This is a genomic window from Erythrobacter ani, from assembly GCF_019204025.1.
Classification (GTDB): Bacteria; Pseudomonadota; Alphaproteobacteria; order Sphingomonadales; family Sphingomonadaceae; genus Erythrobacter; species Erythrobacter ani.
Map to the genome: position 1 here is coordinate 877,403 of NZ_JAGSPB010000001.1, position 19,838 is coordinate 897,240.

Consider the following 19,838-nt stretch of genomic DNA (forward strand, 5'->3'; position numbering starts at 1 on the left):
CGCGCTCCTTGGATGAAGCGCGGGCCAAGTCAATTCGTTAGCGAGATTTGACCGTAAAAATTACCAGATCCGGATGCGCTCTTCGGGGGTCAGATAAAGATCGTCCTCGGGTGTCACGTTGAACGCCTCGTACCATGCATCGAGGTGACGTACCGCATTGTTGAGGCGGAATTCGCCCGGAGGGTGGTTCGCCGTCATCACGCGGTTACGCAGCGATTCCTCGCGCTCCATGCCGCGCCAGATCTGTCCGAAGCCAAGGAAGAAACGCTGATCGCCGGTCAATCCGTCAATCACCGGAGCCTCCTCACCGCCCAGCGACATGCGATAGGCACGGTACGCCATCTGCAGGCCGACGACATCGCCCAGTGTTTCGCCCATGGACTGGCCGCCCCGCAGGCAGACCGGGCCCTCGGGACTGTCGACCGGGCAATAGGATTCGATGAATTCCGCCATCCGGTCGGTAAACTGGACAAAGCCTTCGCGATCCTCATCCTGCCACCAATTGCGGAGCGTTCCGGTCGCATCGAACTGAGAGCCTTGATCGTCATAGCCATGACCGATCTCGTGACCGATCACCGCGCCGATCCCGCCGTAATTGACCGCCGGATCCGCGCTGCCGTTGAAAAATGGCGGCTGCAGGATCGCCGCGGGAAAGACGATTCGGTTGGTGAGAGGCGAATAATATGCGTTCACCGTCTGCGGGGTCATGCCCCATTCGGTGGGGTCGACCGGCGAACCCAGGCGTGAGCGCATTTCTTCGTCCCACCATTTGGCGGTCGAGATCGAATTGGCCAGCGGATCGTCGGCTGCAATTTCCAGCCCGTCATAGGTCTTGAATTCGTCGGGATAGCCGATCATCGGCACGAACCCTTCGAGCTTGGCGCGCGCTTCTTCGATGGTCGCAGGCGTCATCCATTCATTGTTATCGAGCGCCTCGCTCATCGCTTTCTGCAGGTTTGCGACCAGCTCATCCATCCGTGCCTTGCTGTCCGGCGGGAAATATTGTTCGACGTAGAGCGCACCGAGCTGCTCGCCCAGCGAACCTTCGACCGCCGCGATCGCGCGCTTCCAGCGTTCCTGCTGCACCTCGCGTCCGTTGATCGTCTTCCCGTAAAGCGCAAAAGTCGCATCATCGAGCTCGCTCGAAAGCACCGCTGCGTTCGACCTGAGGAACGATTTCGCCATGTACGCCTTCAACGTCGAAAGCGGCGTTTCGGTGAGCAGCTGCATCATCGCGGGCAAACCGCCGCCGATCGTGTCGAGCTGATCCTGCGTAAGCCCCAACGCTTCGATTTCTTCGTCGGTCGGCGGGAGCTGCCGTGCCAGAAAACGGGGCTGTCCATCAAGCTGCGCAGAAGCGAGCAGTGTCTGGATCGGGAAATCGCCTGCCATCGCGGCCAGTTCTTCGGGGCTCAATTCATTGTAGGTCAGCTGCGGCATGCGCAATATTGGGCGCGCCCACTCGAGCGCGGCGACTTTGCTTTCGAAAGCGTAGACGGCTTCAGCCGCGCCCTTCGCATCATCGTAGCCCGCAGCGCCGAGAACCGTCGTGAGGTAACCGATATAGGCGGCGCGGATTTCGAGATTGCTCTCTGAATCGACGAGGTAATAATCGCGATCGGGCAGGCCCATCCCGTCGAAACCGATCCCGACAGCATAGTCGGTGGGATTGCGTGCATCGATAGTCACGCCTGCGCTGACGAGCGAGGGATAGCCCGGTTTGCCGAACAGCGAAACGAGCGAGGTCAGGTCTTTCGCGCCGTAAATCTCCGTAAGATACGGCTGCGCCGGGGCCAGCCCGCTGGCATCGATCGCCTCAACGTCCATATATGCGTTATAGGCATCGACAATGCGTCGCGCCTGAGTGCCGGGCTCGGGGTTCGACGCGACCAGCGTTTCCACGAGTTTGCGCACATCTTCGGTCGCGCCTTCACGCAACAGGTCGAACGCGCCGAAGCGCTGACGATCTGCCGGTATCTCGTTCGCGGCGACCCACTTGCCATTGATATAGGCGTTGAAGTCATTACCCGGATCGACCGTCTCGTCGATCAATTCGGTTCCGACACCCCAGGTGCCGAAGCTCATGGTGGGAGTGCTGGAACCCTTCGCCTCAGCTTCTTCCAGAACTGTTTCGATGGTGTGCGTTGTGTCGGCATGCGTGCTGTCGGCATGGGCAGGCGTGGTAAGAGCGAGCGCAGCGATGCTGGCGCCCAGAAGAGCTTTCGTTCGAATCATGAGGGTGCGTCCCGATTGTAACTGATCTTGATAGTCCGGCGATGGCCTACCTTATCGCGCGCGGCAATGTGGTCGTTCGTCCGATGCAAATAGCAGCTGGTCGAAATTGCGCCCGGCACGAGCTGGGGAGGATGGGCTTAGGTCAGCTCGTCATGCCGCTTCGTTGGCAGCGAATTGCAGCTTTGCAAGCCGTGCATACAGTCCGCCCGTCGCAGACAATTCGGCATGATTGCCTTGCTCGACGATTTCGCCGTCCTCCAGCACGATGATCCGGTCAGCCGCGCGAACGGTGGCCAGGCGGTGGGCAATAACCAGAGTTGTACGTTGCCGCATCAGTGTCTCAAGCGCCTGCTGGACCAATTGTTCGCTTTCTGCGTCGAGAGCGCTGGTCGCCTCGTCGAGCAAAAGTATCGGCGCATCCCGCAGAAGCGCGCGGGCGATGGCAACGCGCTGTTGCTGTCCGCCGGAAAGCTGCGTGCCGCCCTCTCCGAGATATGTGTCGAGGCCGTCTGGAAGATCCTGCAAGAAACCTTCGGCATTGGCGGCGCGTGCGGCCTCCCAGATTTCGGCGTCGCTCGCGTCCCAGCGGCCATAGCGTAAATTGTCGCGGGCATTGGCGCTGAACAGTACGCCGTCCTGCGGAACGAGCGCGAGTCGTTCGCGAATATCGGCAGGATCGGCCTTGGTCAGCGGCACCCCGTCCAGCCGGATAGTGCCAAGCTGTGGGTCGTAGAATCGTTCGACTAGCTGGAAAATCGTCGACTTCCCGGCGCCCGATGGTCCGACGATCGCAACGGTTTCTCCCGGTTCGATTTCGAGCGTAAAATCCTTCAGCGCGGGCGTTTCCGGCCGAGCGGGATAACGGAACGTAACGTTGCGAAACGAAAGGCTTCCTCGCGGCGGGTGGGGCAGATTTTCGGGCCGCGCGGGCGGAGCAATGCTCGGCTTGGCTTCGAGCAATTCAGCTAGGCGGCTCGCCGCGCCAGCGCCGCGCAGCAGTTCTCCGTAAACTTCGGTCAGCGCACCAAATGCGCCCGCAACGATCATCGCGCCGATAATGAAAGAAAGGATGGTTCCGCCGGTTATGTCCCCGGCAGCGACGCCTTCCGCACCCCGCCAGAGGATTAGAACGATCGAACCGAAAATTGCAAGGATGATGATCGAGGTCATGATCGAGCGCAAAACGATCCTTCGCCGCGCAGTTTCGAATGTTCGCTCTACCGCACCACCAAACCGGTCGGCTTCGCGCTCCTGCTGACCGAAGCTCTGAACTATCTTCATCGCGCCCAGCACTTCGGTCACCATGGCGCCGACATCCGCGACTCGGTCCTGATTGTCGCGGGAAATGCTGCGTATCCGCCGCCCGAAAATCACGATGGGCAGGATCACCGCTGGGATACCGACGGCGAGCCAGATGGTGAGACCCGGCAAGAGCCAGAACAGGTAGATCGTCCCGCCAATGCCTAGGAAGATGTTGCGCAACGCCACGGAAACGGTCGTTCCCACCACTGTCTCGATGATGGTGGTATCGGACGTCATCCGGCTGGAAATTTCTTTCGGACTGTTCTCTTCGTAAAAAGAGGGAGACATGCGCAGGAGATTGCGATGCACCTTGCGCCGTATGTCCGCGACAACGCGCTCGCCAATCCAGCTCACGAAGTAGAACCTCGCTGCTGTGCCCAGCGCAATCACGACAACGATAACCAGCAGATATCGGAACCAGCGCCCGATATCGCCAGCCTCTCCGCCTGCGCCGCCAAAGCCGCGATCGACGATCAATTGCGATGCGGCGGGAATGGCCAGGGTGCCTGCGGCAGTCACGACAAGCGCGATCAGCGCGAAAATGACCTGTTTGGGATACTTCGCAGCTTCTCGGTAGACCATCCGCAAGGGTGCCAGTGACCGCGGCTTGCGCGGCGTCTCCGCCAGGCCTGCCCCTTCATTCTCGATATCGTGGGAAGATTGCGCGTCCATCTCCACGCCGATCTAGCTACGCGCCGCGCAAATTTCACGTGCAAAAACCACACAGGTCCCCCGCTTATTCCAGGTCCAGCCCTTATTGTGCATTGCACAATACGCGCAAAAACCCCATCTACGGTGTAACGCGCGCCTGTTTGAAGGCGTATTACAGCTCATCGCGACTATTGCGGTTCGAGCCTAAAGGGGCCCACAATGCTTTACCACGCCTATGAAATACAGCGCAGCTGGATGAACAGCGTCAGCTCGTGGGCTTCCATCAGTTCTTCGATCCTGACGAACCCCGCCAATCCGTTTAACAAGATCGGTGCGCTTCCGCTCACCGCGAGCGCGCTCGACGTGTTTGCCCACGCCACAGCCGATTACGGCAAACCTGCTTTCGGCATCACCGAGATTGACGTGGACGGGAAGCTCTATCCCGTGATCGAGGCGACGGTCGTGAATCGTCCGTTCGGCGATCTCAAACGCTTCCGGCTCGATGGAGTTGCGGATAATCGTCCGAAAATGCTGATCGTCGCCCCGATGAGCGGGCATTACGCCACCCTGCTGCGCGGCACGGTCGAGCGGATGCTTCAGCAATACGAAGTGTACATCACCGATTGGGCCGACGCGAAGACGGTGCCGCTTCATGAGGGCGATTTCGATCTAGACACCTACATCGATTACCTGATGGAATTCCTCGAATATATCGAGGGGCAGGAACCTGGCCAGCGGCCGCACATGCTTGCAGTATGCCAGCCATCCGTCCCGGCCTTTGCTGCGACGGCTCTGCTTAACCAGCACAAGTCCCCGGCAGCCCCCGCGACGCTGACGATGATGGGCGGCCCGATCGACACACGCGAATGTCCGACCTCGGTCAACGACCACGCTATGAACCGCCCGATCGAATGGTTCCGCAACTCGGTCATCGCGACCGTGCCGATGAAATATCGCGGCGCGGGACGTAAGGTCTATCCCGGCTGGATGCAGCTTTCGGCTTTCATGAGCATGAACCTGCGCAGCCACATGATGAGCCACTTCGAAATGTTCAAACACCTCAATGCCGGTGATCAGGACAGCGCGCAGGCGACAAAGGATTTCTACGACGAATACCGCAGCGTGTGCGACATGACGGCGGAATTCTACCTCCAGACGGTCGAAGAAGTGTTCCAGAAGCACTCGATCCCGAATGGTGAGTTCCGCCACAAGGGCGAGATCGTAGACCTGACCCAGATCACCGACACCGCGCTCCTCGCAATCGAAGGGGAACGCGATGATATCTCAGGCCTTGGCCAGACGCGCGCGGCGCTGAAGCTCGCCACGGGTCTCAAGGAAAGCAAGAAGCGGTACTACATGGCCGAAGGCGCCGGACATTACGGCATCTTCAACGGCAGCCGCTGGCGCGACAAGGTCGCACCGGTTGTCGAGGAGTTTATCGCGGCGCACTCCTGATTTGCCGCAGCCCATTCGGGCCGCGATCCGCGTGTAGTTTCGGCTCCCAGCCAATCGAGCAATCAGCCTCGCGGCCTCGGCGCTCCGAAGAAAAGCCTTTTGATTACCTTCCGTGCCAACATGAGAAGGCCGACCACGAGGACCAGAAGCAGTAACGCGATCCCGGCGGCGATCACTGGGTATTCGTAGGCGGCCCACAAGAGGCCGACCGTCGCAATATCTTCGGCGCTGGAAACGACCGCATTGCTCACCGGCTCGGGCGACGTGTTGACCACCGCTCGCGCGCTCGCCTTCCCGCCGTGTGCGAGAAAGCTTGCTCCGCCGCCCAGCAGAAATGCGATGACCTGCATCGCCGGGTCGGATGGATCAACGATGGCCAGTGCCAGCAGCGCACCACCGACTGGTCGGACCAGCGTGTGGACCGTGTCCCAAGCGCTATCGAGCCACATCACCTTGTCGGCAAAGAATTCCGCCAGCGCGCCGAACGCGGCGATACCCATCACCCACGGATTTTCAAGCACGCCAAGACTGGCGAGATGCTCAGGTACAGGCAGCGCATTGAGCCGCATCGCGAGGCCCGTCGCAAACACACACAAATAGAGCCGCCATCCCGAAAGCAGGCTGACGCTCCCCGCGATCCCGATGATTTCCATGATCCCCATTGGGGGACTCTAGCCAGAAACGCGGGCAAAGAAAAAGGCGGCGCAGGATCGCTCCCGCGCCGCCCCTCATTTTCTTGGTCACGGCAGTCAAAGCGCGACCGCAAACAACCGCCTAGAAAACCTCGAACAGTCCCGCTGCGCCCATGCCGCCGCCGACACACATGGTGACAACGACGTATTTCGCGCCGCGGCGCTTGCCTTCGATCAGCGCGTGGCCGGTGCAGCGTGCGCCGGTCATGCCGTAGGGGTGGCCGATCGAGATCGAGCCGCCATTGACGTTAAGGATGTCGTTGTCGATGCCCAGCTTGTCGCGGCAGTAAAGCACCTGCACCGCGAAGGCCTCGTTCAGTTCCCACAGGCCGATATCGTCCATCTTGAGGCCCGTCTGCTTGAGCAATTTCGGGATCGCAAAGACCGGGCCGATGCCCATTTCGTCAGGCTCGGTACCCGCGACTGCCATGCCGACATAGCGCCCGAGTGGCTGCAGGCCTTTCTGCTCGGCGACTTTGGCTTCCATCAGGACGCTGGCCGAAGAACCGTCGGACAGCTGCGAGGCGTTGCCGGCGGTGATGACCTTGTCGGGGCCCATGACGGGATTGAGCGACTGCAACCCTTCGAGTGTGGTCGAGGGGCGGTTGCCTTCGTCCTTGGTGATGGTGACTTCCTGCTGCGAAACCTCGCCGCTTTCCTTGTCCTTGACCATCATCGTGGTCGTCACCGGCACGATCTCGTCGTCGAACTTGCCCGCTTCCTGGCCCGCAGCGGTGCGCATCTGCGATTGGAGCGCGTATTCATCCTGCGCGTCGCGGCTGATGCCGTAGCGCGCAGCGACGGTTTCAGCGGTTTGCAGCATCGGCATGTAGACGTCTTTGTGCATGGCGAGCAGCGATGGGTCCATCTGAACGCGCATCTCAGGGGTCTGGACCATCGAAATGGAATCCTGACCGCCGCCGACGACGATATCCATATTGTCGACCACGATCTGCTTGGCTGCGGTGGCGATCGCCATCAGGCCCGAAGAACACTGACGGTCGATCGTCTGCGCCGCGACTGTAACCGGAGCGCCGCCGCGAAGCGCGACCTGGCGGCCGATATTCCCAGCCTGCGTTCCCTGCGTGAGGACAGCGCCCCACACGACATCGTCGATCTCTCCGCCTTCGATGCCGGCACGCTCGACAGCGGGCTTAAACGAAAGCGCGCCGAGGGTCGCGCCGGGGGTGGCATTGAAACCGCCCTTGTAAGCCCGCCCGATAGGGGTGCGGGCGGTGGAAACGATGACTGCATCGCGTGACATCAAAAATACCTTTCAATCAGTGTCGGGGCGCCGGATTTTCGGCGACAATAGGGGTAAAATGCGGCCTTGCTAAGCCGACCGCGCAGGATCAGGAAAAACGAGTGGCAATCACACAAAATACATCGTGATCCATTCACAGATCAGCGCGGGCTTGTCTTCGCCTTCGATCTCGATGGTGATTTCGGAGGTCTGCTGCCACTGACCGGGCCGCTTTTCGACCATTTCGGTCAGCTTCCAGTGACCACGGATGCGTTTGCCTGCACGCACCGGCGCGATAAAGCGGGTTTTGTTGCCGCCGTAATTCACGCCCATTTTCACGCCGTCGATTTTGGGCGTTTCGCTGTTCGCACCGAGATAGGGGATCATCGACAGCGTCAGAAAGCCGTGCGCGATCGTCCCGCCGAATGGCGTCATCTTGGCGGCTTCTTCGTTGACGTGGATGAACTGATGATCGCCGGTTGCATCTGCGAACTGGTTGATCCGGTCCTGGCTCATCTCCACCCATTCGCTGGTGCCGATGTTCTCGCCGGTCTTCTCGGCCAATTCTTGCGGTGTCATTGAGCTCTCCTCGGTTCTTTGCGCCGCGCAGCCCGAAGACGCGTGGCTGTTTACGTAAGCGTTATACGGCTCGCTTCATGGCAGGCGAAAAGCGTTGATGCAATGCAGCTGCCAATGCGCAGCCGCTGCCGTTACGGCATCGCTTGGTAGGGAGGTAGGGATTCCCCGCAACGCGCCGGAGCGGCGGCACCAAGTGGCGGCAAGACCCGGCGGATAGGTCCGCTCCGATTCGAGATCCGCCGCGAAGATGGGCGTTATCCAAGCCTTTACCAAACCCCATTAGTTTAACGGTGTCGGCGGGCCGATTGGGGTTCCGATCGGACGGGCAAGCGGGAAGTGCAGCGGCGTAAGGGCATCGCTGCTTCTCCCGCACGGGGGCAGTATGGGCAGTATCAAAGATCGCTTTGCCGACCATGTCGGATCGATTGCCGGGCACAGGGCGTTCGCACCCCTTTTGGCGGTCTGGGGCGCATTGTTGTTCGGCCTGTCCGTGCTCGTTATACCGCACAGTCTGGTATCGAAGTTTCTGGCAGGTGCGGGCCTCGGGATCGCGGCAAGCATTCCGCAGATCGTGATGACAGCTCTGGCAGCTTGCGTGGGATGTCTCCTGGCCTGGGGATCTGCGGTCGCAGTGCAAAAGCGCACAGCGTGGCCGAACAGGGCGGGCATGGCATTCGGCACCGATCGACAAATAGAACCCTTCGACTTAGCGACCGACCTTGGTAGCGAAACGCTCGGTGAACCACTCGTCGATGATTTGCTCTATCTGGATGTAGAACTGGAGGAAGATATCTCGGCCGCATCCATCGATGTAGCTGGCGAACTCCGCGACGGAGCCAACGGAGCCGAACAATTTGACGGGCAAGAATGCGACGATGCGCCGGAACAGCTTGCCGAGCCGACTTCAGGATTGCACGTTGCGGATGATAGCGTCGCGGCAGGCGATTGTGCCCCGAGCATTCAAAGCAATCACGATGCGCCGCGCGATATGAGCCTCGCTGATTTTGCCGATCTACCGGGTCGGAATGCGGTGTGGGTTCAGGAACCGGCTGAAGCAGCGCCGACTGCGGCCCAGCCTATCGCAACTGCTGTAAGCCCGGAAACAGAGTCAGCCGAGATAACCGCAGAAGCGCCTTCGCGCCCGGGACCGCAAGCCGCAATCTCGAAGCTGCGCGGCATTCCGCCCGGGGACCTTAGCCTGATCCAGATGGTTGAGCGCTTCGCCGCCGCATTGCATGAACGTCAGCAGAAATTGCCCGGGCGGCGCGATCAAATAGCTGGAAAGCATTGCGACACGACGCTTGCCGAGGCGCTCAAGAGCCTCACGATGTTCACGGGCCAAAAGTTCGCAAGCGGCAACGCCCAGGCACACCGATCCGATGCGATCCCTGTGGCCATGGGGGATCTGCAGGACACCACGCGAGAACTGCGAGCAGCGCTCGCCAAACTGCAGCGCATACGCGGAGCAGCCTGATCCAGGTCCGATCAGTCGCAGACGCGCACTAAAAGCATAGATAAAGCTTGGCACTGCGAAATAAAACTTCGCTCTTCGCGGTTGCAAAATAGCAAATCCATCGGCAATAGGAATGCGAACGAAGCGCGGTCCGGGCTATCCGCCCGGTGCGCTCGACATTCTGCCGTTGCACGAACCGCAGGGCCAAGGTCCACCGGTTTCGGGTATCGGCATCTGACAGATCGGATTTTGCCATGGGACACCCCATCTCCCAGGGTCTTTACGACCCCGCCAACGAACATGACGCCTGCGGAGTAGGCATGGTCGCCCATATCAAGGGCGCTCGCAGCCATGGCATCGTCGAACAATCGCTCGAAATCCTCGAGAAACTCGATCATCGCGGTGCCGTCGGCGCCGACCCTTTGCTCGGTGACGGAGCGGGGCTTCTCATGCAGATCCCAGACGCCCTGATTCGGCGTTGGGCGACGGGGCACGATATCGAGCTGCCAGCCGCAGGCGATTATGCGGTGGCCATGTGCTTCCTGCCGCAGGACGAGGCGGCTCGCGAATTCGTCGCCGAGCGTTTCGAAACGCTTGCGGCGAAGGAAGGCCAGACCGTCATCGGCTGGCGCGACGTCCCAACCACGCTCGATGGCTTGGGCGATGCGGTGATTGCCTCGATGCCGGTCATCCAGCAGGCGATCATCGCAAGGGGGGAGGATTGCGCCGACCAGGATGCTTTCGAGCGCAAGCTGCTCGCCATTCGCAAGCAGACTCTGAATCCCCTGGCCAAACTCGCCGAAAAGCACGGTCTGCCAGGCCTGACCGAAACCTATCTGCCAAGCTTTTCGAGCCGCACCATCGTTTACAAGGGGCTGCTGCTGGCAACGCAAGTGGGCAGCTTTTACGAGGATCTGAGTGATCCCGAATGCGTTTCCGCCTTCGGCCTCGTCCATCAGCGCTTCTCGACCAACACGTTCCCGAGCTGGCGGCTTGCGCATCCATTCCGCTTCATTGCGCACAATGGCGAAATCAACACGGTTCGCGGCAATGTGAACTGGATGAATGCGCGTCGGCGCACGATGGAAAGCGATCTCCTTGGGCCAGACCTCGACAAGATGTGGCCAATCATCCCGCATGGCCAGTCCGACACGGCCTGCCTCGACAATGCGCTCGAGCTGCTGATCGCAGGCGGATACAGCCTCGCCCATGCAATGATGATGCTGATCCCCGAGGCGTGGAACGGCAACGCTTTGATGGATCCGGAGCGCCGGGCATTCTACGAATATCATGCGGCCCTGATGGAACCGTGGGACGGCCCGGCCGCTGTCTGTTTCACCGATGGCCGCCAGATTGGCGCGACGCTGGACCGCAATGGCCTGCGCCCGGCACGTTTCTGCGTGACCAAGGATGATATCGTGTGCCTCGCTTCAGAAAGCGGAGTGCTGCCGTTTGCCGAAGAGGACATCGTCCGAAAATGGCGGCTACAGCCCGGTAAGATGCTGCTGATCGATCTCGAACAAGGCCGCATCATCGAAGATGACGAGCTGAAAGCCGACCTCGCGACCTCGGAACCTTTCGCCAAATGGCTGGAGCAGGCGCAGGTCCGGCTTGAAGACATTCACGACATCGAGCCGGAGCTTTCGGATCTGCCGGAAGAGAACACGACTTTGCTCCAGCGCCAGCAAGCGTTCGGATACACGCAGGAAGACGTCTCGCGATTCCTCGAACCGATGGCAGTCAAGGGCGACGACCCGATCGGATCGATGGGTACCGACACGCCGATTGCAGTCCTGTCGGACCGCGCGCGGTTGCTCTACGATTATTTCAAGCAGAACTTCGCGCAGGTCACCAACCCGCCGATCGATCCGATCCGCGAAGAGCTGGTGATGAGCTTGCTGTCGATGATCGGCCCCCGCCCCAACCTGCTCGGTCACGAAGCTGGCACGCACAAGCGGCTTGAGGTGTCACAGCCGATCCTGACCAATGAAGACCTGGCCAAAATTCGGTCGGTCGAAGCGATGGTAGACGGCGCATTCCGCTGCGAGACCATCGACATCACATGGGACGCCAGCGAAGGCGTTGAAGGTATCGAACTCGCGCTGAAGGAGATGTGCTGGGCCGCGACAGAGGCGGTCCTGCAGGATCACAACATCCTGATTCTTTCGGACCGCGCGCAGGACGAAAACCGCGTTCCCATGCCCGCGCTCCTGGCGACAGCGGCGGTCCACCACCACCTCGTCCGTCAGGGCTTGCGAATGCAGACCGGTCTCATCGTCGAGAGCGGCGAGCCGCGCGAAGTCCACCATTTCTGTGTCCTCGCAGGATACGGTGCGGAGGCGATGAACCCCTATGTGGCGTTCGAAACGCTCGAGGACCTGAGGGCGCGCAAGCACCCGGAAATCTCCCGCGACGAAGTCGAGCAGAACTATATCAAGGCGATCGGCAAGGGCATTCGCAAGGTCATGTCGAAGATGGGCATTTCGACCTATCAATCCTATTGCGGGGCGCAGATTTTCGACGCTGTCGGCCTTTCCAGCCAGTTCATCGAGAAATACTTCACCGGCACGGCCACAACCATCGAAGGCGTCGGGCTGGACCAGGTCGCCGAGGAAAGCGTGCGCCGCCACGCGCAGGCCTATGGCGACAACCCGCTGTACAAGGACATGCTGGATGTCGGCGGTATCTACCAATATCGCCTGCGCGGTGAGCAGCACGCCTGGACACCTGCCAATGTCGCGCAATTGCAGCACGCGGTGCGCGGCAACGATCACAAGAATTACGAGGAATTCGCGAAATCCGTAAACGAGCAGAGCGAGCGCCTGCTCACGATCCGCGGGTTGATGGAGCTGAAAAAAGCCGACGAACCGATCCCGCTTGAAGAGGTCGAACCCGCGAGCGAGATCGTGAAGCGGTTTGCCACCGGAGCGATGAGTTTCGGCTCGATCAGCCATGAGGCGCACTCGACGCTTGCAGTGGCCATGAACCGCATTGGCGGCCGATCGAACACCGGAGAGGGCGGAGAGGAGCCGTTTCGCTTCACGCCTTTGGACAACGGCGATTCGATGCGTAGCCGGATCAAGCAGGTTGCCTCGGGACGGTTCGGCGTCACGACCGAGTACCTCGTCAATTCGGACGATATCCAGATCAAGATGGCGCAGGGCGCGAAACCCGGCGAAGGCGGCCAGCTGCCTGGGCACAAGGTCGACAAAAGGATCGGCGCAGTGCGCCATTCGACCCCTGGCGTCGGGCTGATATCTCCGCCACCCCACCACGATATCTATTCGATCGAAGACCTCGCGCAGTTGATCCATGACCTGAAAAACGTCAACAACGATGCGCGTATTTCGGTGAAGCTCGTGTCCGAAGTCGGTGTGGGCACGGTGGCTGCCGGCGTTTCCAAAGCGCGCGCCGATCACGTCACAATCTCCGGTTACGATGGCGGCACGGGCGCTTCACCGCTCACCAGCCTGACCCATGCGGGATCACCATGGGAAATCGGCCTCGCCGAAACGCAGCAGACGCTGCTGCTTAACGACCTGCGCAGCCGGATCGCCGTGCAGGTCGATGGCGGCCTGCGAACCGGTCGCGACGTCGCCATCGGGGCTCTGCTGGGTGCGGACGAATTCGGCTTTGCCACCGCGCCGCTGATCGCTGCAGGCTGCATCATGATGCGCAAATGCCACCTGAACACCTGTCCCGTTGGCGTCGCCACGCAGGACCCCGAATTGCGCAAGCGCTTCACCGGCACACCCGAGCATGTGGTGAACTACATGTTCTTCGTGGCCGAGGAACTGCGCGGGATCATGGCCGAAACGGGCTTCCGTACGGTCGAAGAAATGATCGGCCGCGTCGACCGGCTCGATATGAGCCGCATGCACCGTCATTGGAAGGCGCGCGGCATAAACCTGTCGCGTCTGCTGCACGTTCCTAAGATTTCGGAGGGCGCTCCGCTGCGTAACACCGAGACACAGGATCACGGGCTCGGCGCTGCGCTCGACAATGCGCTGATCGCCGATGCGAAAGACGCCATCGAGGCGGCAGAGCCGGTGCAGCTCGATTACGAGGTTCGCAACGTGAACCGGACCGTGGGCGCGATGCTGTCGGGTGAAATCGCCAAGGCGCATGGCCATGAAGGTCTGCCGGTCGACACCATCCGGATCAACCTCACCGGGGTTGCGGGACAGAGCTTCGGCGCGTGGCTCGCCCACGGGGTCACGCTCGATCTGTCAGGCGATGCCAACGACTATGTCGGCAAGGGGCTGTCGGGCGGCCGCATTATCGTACGGCAGCCAGACGGCGTGCCGCGCGATTCCGACAACAACATCATCGTCGGCAACACCGTCCTCTACGGCGCGATTGCGGGCGAAGCGTTTTTCAATGGCGTCGCGGGCGAGCGTTTTGCCGTACGCAATTCAGGCGCGATCGCCGTGGTCGAGGGTGCGGGCGACCATGCCTGCGAATACATGACCGGCGGGGTCGTGGTCGTGCTTGGCAAGACAGGTCGCAACTTTGCTGCGGGAATGAGCGGCGGGGTTGCATATGTCTACGATCCGGGCGGCGAATTCAGCGAATTGGTCAACCATGCGCAGGTCGATCTGATGCCGATTTCCGCTGCAGCGGATACGGATGACGGCACCGGACGCCCGTCTCAGCGCCCACGCTCGGTCCATGATTTCGGAATGGGCGACATGCTGCGTCACGATGCGGATCGTTTGCGTATTCTGATCGAGCGCCACCAGCTCCACACGGGAAGCACGGTCGCCGGCGAGCTTCTGAGCGATTGGGACGCGGCGCTCAGCCGCTTCGTCAAAGTGATGCCACGCGATTATAGAAACGCTCTCGAAACTCTCGAAGCAGAACGACGCGATGCCGAGATGGAGGCAGCCGAGTAATGGGCAAGGATACCGGTTTTCTCGAACTCGATCGCCGTGAGCGCGATTACCTCGATCCCAAGGAGCGGTTAGGCAATTACCGCGAATTCGTGATCCAGCCGGACAATGCAACGCTGGCTGGACAGGCCTCGCGCTGCATGGATTGTGGCATTCCCTATTGCCACAATGGTTGCCCGGTAAACAATCTGATCCCGGACTGGAATCATCTCGTCTACGAAGACGATTGGAAGAACGCGCTGGATCTGCTGCATTCGACCAACAACTTCCCTGAATTCACCGGCCGCATCTGCCCCGCCCCGTGCGAGGCGAGCTGCACGCTCAACATCATCGACCAGCCGGTCACGATCAAAAGCATCGAATGCGCCATCATCGACCGCGGATGGGAAGAAGGTTGGGTCACTCCGCAAATCGCCCACAAGAAGACCGGCAAATCGGTCGCGGTGGTCGGCTCGGGCCCGGCCGGTCTTGCCTGCGCACAGCAGCTCGCGCGCGCCGGCCACAGCGTGACCGTGTTCGAAAAGAGCGACCGCGTAGGTGGATTGCTGCGATACGGCATTCCGGACTTCAAGATGGAAAAGCATCTCATCAGCCGCCGCTGCATCCAGATGGAAGCCGAAGGGGTGGAATTCCGGACAAGCAAGGAAGTCGGCGTCGACGTCTCTTTCAAGAGCCTTGAAGAGAATTTCGATGCCATCGTCCTCTCCGGTGGCTCCGAAGATGCGCGCGCGCTTTCGATCCCGGGAGCGGAAATGCCGGGCGTCCGACTCGCAATGGAATTCCTGACGCAGCAGAACAAGCGCAATGCGGGTGACGATGAAGTCCGGGCCGCGCCGCGCGGCAGCCTGCTCGCGACGGGCAAGGACGTGGTCGTGATCGGTGGCGGCGACACCGGCAGCGACTGCGTAGGCACGTCGAACAGGCAGGGCGCAAGGAGCGTTACGCAGCTCGAAATCATGCCCAAGCCGCCGGAGAAGGAAGACAAGGCGCTGACCTGGCCCGACTGGCCGCTCAAGCTGCGCACCTCTTCCAGTCACGAGGAAGGCGTCGAGCGCGACTGGGCCGTCCTGACAAAGCGTGTGGTGGGCGACGGCGAGAAGGTTACCGGGCTCGAATGCGCTCGGGTCGAGTGGGTCGAGAGCGAAGACGGCAAACGCGAAATGCGCGAGGTCGCCGGAAGCGAATTTACGATCCCCGCCGATCTGATCCTGCTCGCTATGGGGTTTGTCGGCCCGAAAAAGGCCGGTTTGCTCGAACAGGCCGGTGTCGAACTCGATGGGCGAGGCAACGTCAGAGCCGATACCGATCGGTATGCGACCAGCGCCGAAAACGTGTTCACCTGCGGCGACATGCGACGCGGCCAGAGCCTCGTTGTGTGGGCCATCCGCGAAGGGCGGCAATGTGCGCGCAGCGTGGATGAAGCGTTGATGGGAACGACAGAATTGCCGCGTTGACGGGTGCATCAAGCGGCGTGAAGGTTAGTGTCGAGTTACCCGGCCCCAGTTATTCCCGTCCAAATGTCGCTTGAATACAATCCTGCAGGGCGCTGATGCCCGAATATCCTCCGCACGTCTTCATCGCATCGACTTCACTCTGAATGGATGAGGGAAGGCGATAATTGCGATTGGGGGCACCGAAAAATAGGCGGGTGCCTGGATCGCGCTCGTTTGTCAGGGTTGGGGAAATTACGGTCGCACATTCACTTGAAATTCGTGGATCGATACTGCGCGCAGCATGTCTCGCCGGAGCGACGTCATCAGCTCTGGCATTCAGCCAGCCGGCTTCTGCGAATGAAGCGAATTTCGATCTTACCGAGGCGTTCGATGCGGCCTTCCATGACGAACAGCAGCAGGCAGACAGCGCAGCAGGCGATCCGGTAATTACAAGTGCGGAGGCATCGGCGCCCGTTTCCGCCGCCCCCAAATTGATCGACGCGCGCCTTGTCGCCTCCCAATTCGTGGACATCCCGGTCGCAGGCGATGCAGAGGAGACGCTTCGCTATTCCGGGCGGGTCGATGCGTATATCGACATCAAGGGCCGCGCTTTCGGGTTGGATGACAGTTTCACTCTGACCATCAGGCCTGAATTCACCTGGGGCGAGGATTCCAATGGCGTGATCGGGCTCATCCCCAGCAACACGGCCCTGTTCCGCGGTGAGGACTCGGGCGATTTCGACGTATCCGTCAGCCTTTCCAAACAGTGGAATTCGGGGACCAACCTTACCGTGGGCAAGGTCAACGTCCTCGATCTCGGCGGCCAACTGCCAATTGTGGGGAGCGACGGGCATTACGGGTTTCAGAACCTGAGCTTTGCTTTGCCGCCTTCGGCCGTCATTCCCAACACCATCACCGGCGCGCTGCTGACCGTGCCGACCGATGATGCGCTGTTCCGGCTGTGGGTGTTCGATCCGGATTCGCAATTCGAGCGCACCGGCTTCGAAACCGCTTTCGAAAGCGGCGTCGGCTTCCTCAGCTCGGTCACATTCCCGGTCAAGATCGGCGGCGCTCCTGGATTCTACGCGCTCAAATTGAGCGGCTCGACACGGGATGACATCTCGGCGACCAACCTTCCTTCGGTCCTGGTCCCCCCGCCCGGCACAACCTTCGGCAACACTCAGGGAGAATTCGCAGCGGTGCTCGCTGCCTACCAGTTCCTGCAAGTGTATCCCGAGGCACCGGGCAAGGGTTGGGGTTTCTTCGGTCAGGTCTACACGTCGCTCGGCGATCCGACCTTTCTCGACCAGAGCGGCTTCTTCGGCATATCCGGCAATCCGCGCGGCCGCCCGCAGGATCGCTTCGGCGCTGGATATTTCCGATATTCATTGACTGACGAGTTGGTGGATGTTCTCGCCCCCCGCATCGGGCTGGAGGACGAAGAGGGCGTCGAGCTGTTCTATACGGTTGGCGTCGCCAATAAATTCGAACTCACGGCCAATGCGCAGATCATCGACAGTGCCATCGCCGCACGCGACACCGGCGTGCTGATCGGAATGCGGCTGACGACCGCTTTCTAGGTTCGCGTCGAGCAAGTCGCGAGCAGTATTGGCACCCATTTTCAAATAAATTGCCTGCAAACATGGTTTTACAATAATTCGCGCGCGAATTCGAAAAATCTTGTGTCCGTAATCTGTTAGCCTCGCTGGCGCAGCCCAAGAATGATGGCTGCAAAAAGCTGAAAACTATACAGAAGACGATGGAATCACTGTTCATCGTCAACGTGACGGGACAGGATTATGGCAGTCATTGCTTCACCTCATCGCGGGGCTAACCAGTCGTGCGCCTCGCGGAACTTCGGGCGCTGGTCGCTGCTAGCTGCCGCTTCGCTCTTATACGCCGCGCCTGCGCTGGCCAATGGGGACGCGAGTGACGGGAGCGCAGAGCACGGCTTGCTCGCTGTCCCGGCGGATTCGCTGCTTCCCGCTGCCGATTTTCAGATCGGCCCGTCGCTCTCCCTGGCCTCCGCTGCAGCCGCGACAGCCAGTCCCGATCCGTCTGCGCCGATGTTGAACGTCGTCGCCATGCCCATTGGAGGGCCGGGTGCTCCCCCGATGACTGAATCGTTCCGGGCCAAGCTTGTGGTCTCGCAATTCGTCGACATACCCGTGGCAGGCGATGCTCCTGATATCGTTCGTTACAGCGGCCGGGCCGATGCCTATGTCGATATTGGCGGGAGCCTCTTCGGCCTCGACGACAGCTTCACGCTCAACATCCAGCCAGAATTCACATGGGGCGAGGATTCCAACGGCGAGATCGGCGTTATCCCGACCAACACCGCCCTGTTCCGCCCAGGCGGGAAAGGTGACTTCGACGTCTCGATCCATCTCAGGAAACAATGGAATTCCGGCGTCAGCCTACAGATCGGAAAGATCAACACGCTGCCGATCGCAGGTGCCCTCCCGATCGTGGGCAGCGATGGGCATTCCGGATTCCAGAATCTGGGCATTGCGCTCCCGCCGACCGCGATCATTCCAAACACGATGATCGGCGCTCATCTGACCGTCCCGACAAACAATGGCTGGGTGTTCAGGGCGTGGGTGTTCGATCCTGATTCACAATTCGAGCGGACCGGTTTCGAAACCGCCTTCGAAGACGGTGTCGCGTTCCTTGCCGCCGCGACCAAGATCACCCGGATCGGAAACAATCCCGGCTTTTATTCGATCGGCCTCGCCGGTTCGACTCGCTCCGCCCCCAACGAAGAACTGCTGCCACTGCCCTTGCTGCCGAATGGCCAGTTCGGCGACGCGGAAGACGAGCTCGCGGTCTCGCTGTCGGCATATCAGTTTCTCTCGGTCTATCCAGAGGCGCCTGGCAAAGGCATCGGCCTGCTCGCGCGCTTCCAGCTATCCGACGGCGATCCGACCTTTCTGGATTGGAGCGGATATTTCGGAATCGCGGGCAATCCGCGCTTCCGCCCGCAGGACCGTTTCGGGGTCGCCTATTTCCGCTACTCGCTGACAGACGAACTGGTCGATGACGTCGCCTTTTTCCTCGACCTCGAAGACGAGCAGGGAGTCGAGGTGTTCTACACGCTCGGCTTTGCCAAACGGTTCGAATTGACCGCCAATGCGCAGGTGGTAAACGGCGCCATCGGCAGCGACGATACCGGCGTACTGCTGGGAATGCGTTTAACGTCGAGGTTCTGAGGCGAGGGGCGTCGTGTCAAAAACTTGATCGCTGATGTCAGCGGGATAGCGAAGACCCACCAGAAGCAACCACACTCATTTTGAGCTTTGGGTATCTTTTGGTCCAATTTTTATGACCTACGCGTTCGACGAAGATTGGTAACTTCTCGTCCCAAAATCGTGGCCCGGGCCGCAGCCTCAGCGTAAGTAAGTCTTCAAGTCCAAATGGAGCTGTAATCTGAATTTCACCCGCGCCGTCAAGACGCGCTGCGATGGCCGTTGCGGTTTCGGGCCAATATGTCATGGCGTCGGCGACGGACCGATAAGGATAGTCGGCGTTTCGACGGTGCATACGGGCTTGATTCTTCACAGACCACTCAAGTTCGGGCATGTTTGTCACCAAACGACGTTCGATTAGCCGATCGTCATCATCATCCTGTGAGTTGTCGCAGAACCAGACCACGTCTACGTCTCCGTATGGCTCGCTCATAGGATAGCCATGCAAACGGTCCCACACTGCGTCTCGGACAAACCCTGCGGCGATCCAACAGTCTGGAAGATTTAGGTCAGCGACTAGCTCCAGCGCTTTTCGCCGAACAGGGTCATTCCTAAGCACCTCTCGAACTCTTGAAGCACCATCCATGCGCGCCTTATTAGAGAATGTCTCGTGTGTCCGCCATCGAAGACATACAATCCAAAACCAGGCCGTCCGCTT

12 protein-coding genes are annotated in these 19,838 nt (G+C 60.4%); 6 read left to right on the forward strand and 6 right to left on the reverse strand.

The window, feature by feature from the left end:
• Positions 1 to 60: 60 nt before the first annotated feature.
• Together KCG45_RS04185 and KCG45_RS04190 are read right to left on the reverse strand one after the other, a co-directional pair.
• Complete coding sequence (locus tag KCG45_RS04185; protein WP_218315832.1) at positions 61 to 2,235, reverse strand: M13 family metallopeptidase; 2,175 nt, start codon at positions 2,233 to 2,235, stop codon at positions 61 to 63.
• Positions 2,236 to 2,385: 150 nt separating this feature from the next.
• On the reverse strand, positions 2,386 to 4,209 hold the full coding sequence (locus KCG45_RS04190) for an ABC transporter transmembrane domain-containing protein (protein WP_218315833.1): 1,824 nt from the start codon (positions 4,207 to 4,209) through the stop codon (positions 2,386 to 2,388).
• A 198-nt stretch (positions 4,210 to 4,407) separates the two neighbouring features.
• Between KCG45_RS04190 and KCG45_RS04195 the strand changes: the two genes are divergently transcribed.
• Complete coding sequence (locus KCG45_RS04195) at positions 4,408 to 5,643, forward strand: polyhydroxyalkanoate depolymerase (protein ID WP_218315834.1); 1,236 nt, start codon at positions 4,408 to 4,410, stop codon at positions 5,641 to 5,643.
• 62 nt (positions 5,644 to 5,705) lie between these two features.
• Here the strand turns inward: KCG45_RS04195 and KCG45_RS04200 are convergent, their stop codons facing one another.
• The 3 genes from KCG45_RS04200 to KCG45_RS04210 all read right to left on the reverse strand — a co-directional run bounded on the left by KCG45_RS04200 (position 5,706) and on the right by KCG45_RS04210 (position 8,157).
• The gene (locus KCG45_RS04200) at positions 5,706 to 6,305 is read right to left on the reverse strand and encodes a DUF4126 domain-containing protein (RefSeq protein ID WP_218315835.1); all 600 of its coding nucleotides are present in this window, start codon (positions 6,303 to 6,305) and stop codon (positions 5,706 to 5,708) included.
• Positions 6,306 to 6,417: 112 nt separating this feature from the next.
• Positions 6,418 to 7,599, reverse strand: a complete 1,182-nt coding sequence (locus KCG45_RS04205) for an acetyl-CoA C-acyltransferase (protein WP_218315836.1) — start codon at positions 7,597 to 7,599, stop codon at positions 6,418 to 6,420.
• A gap of 108 nt (positions 7,600 to 7,707) precedes the next feature.
• Positions 7,708 to 8,157, reverse strand: coding sequence for a MaoC family dehydratase (locus KCG45_RS04210; RefSeq protein ID WP_218315837.1), 450 nt, complete (start codon positions 8,155 to 8,157; stop codon positions 7,708 to 7,710).
• 382 nt (positions 8,158 to 8,539) lie between these two features.
• Between KCG45_RS04210 and KCG45_RS04215 the strand changes: the two genes are divergently transcribed.
• The 5 genes from KCG45_RS04215 to KCG45_RS04235 all read left to right on the forward strand — a co-directional run bounded on the left by KCG45_RS04215 (position 8,540) and on the right by KCG45_RS04235 (position 19,144).
• A complete protein-coding gene (locus tag KCG45_RS04215; RefSeq protein ID WP_218315838.1) occupies positions 8,540 to 9,631 on the forward strand; it encodes a hypothetical protein in 1,092 nt (363 codons plus the stop codon).
• A gap of 233 nt (positions 9,632 to 9,864) precedes the next feature.
• Positions 9,865 to 14,505: a glutamate synthase large subunit gene (gltB, locus tag KCG45_RS04220; RefSeq protein ID WP_218315839.1), complete on the forward strand. Its 4,641-nt coding sequence runs from the start codon at positions 9,865 to 9,867 to the stop codon at positions 14,503 to 14,505.
• Positions 14,505 to 15,956, forward strand: coding sequence for a glutamate synthase subunit beta (locus KCG45_RS04225; RefSeq protein WP_218315840.1), 1,452 nt, complete (start codon positions 14,505 to 14,507; stop codon positions 15,954 to 15,956). The genes gltB and KCG45_RS04225 overlap by 1 nt, the downstream gene beginning before the upstream one ends.
• 170 nt (positions 15,957 to 16,126) lie before the next feature.
• Positions 16,127 to 17,515 carry a carbohydrate porin gene (locus KCG45_RS04230; protein ID WP_255547943.1) on the forward strand — a complete coding sequence of 463 codons (1,389 nt, stop codon included), beginning with the start codon at positions 16,127 to 16,129 and terminating at the stop codon, positions 17,513 to 17,515.
• Between the two features lie 219 nt (positions 17,516 to 17,734).
• A complete protein-coding gene (locus tag KCG45_RS04235; RefSeq protein WP_255547944.1) occupies positions 17,735 to 19,144 on the forward strand; it encodes a carbohydrate porin in 1,410 nt (469 codons plus the stop codon).
• 37 nt (positions 19,145 to 19,181) lie between these two features.
• On the opposite strand, the gene KCG45_RS04240 is transcribed toward KCG45_RS04235, so the two are convergent.
• A complete protein-coding gene (locus tag KCG45_RS04240) occupies positions 19,182 to 19,766 on the reverse strand; it encodes a nucleotidyltransferase family protein (protein WP_218315841.1) in 585 nt (194 codons plus the stop codon).
• Positions 19,767 to 19,838: the final 72 nt, after the last annotated feature.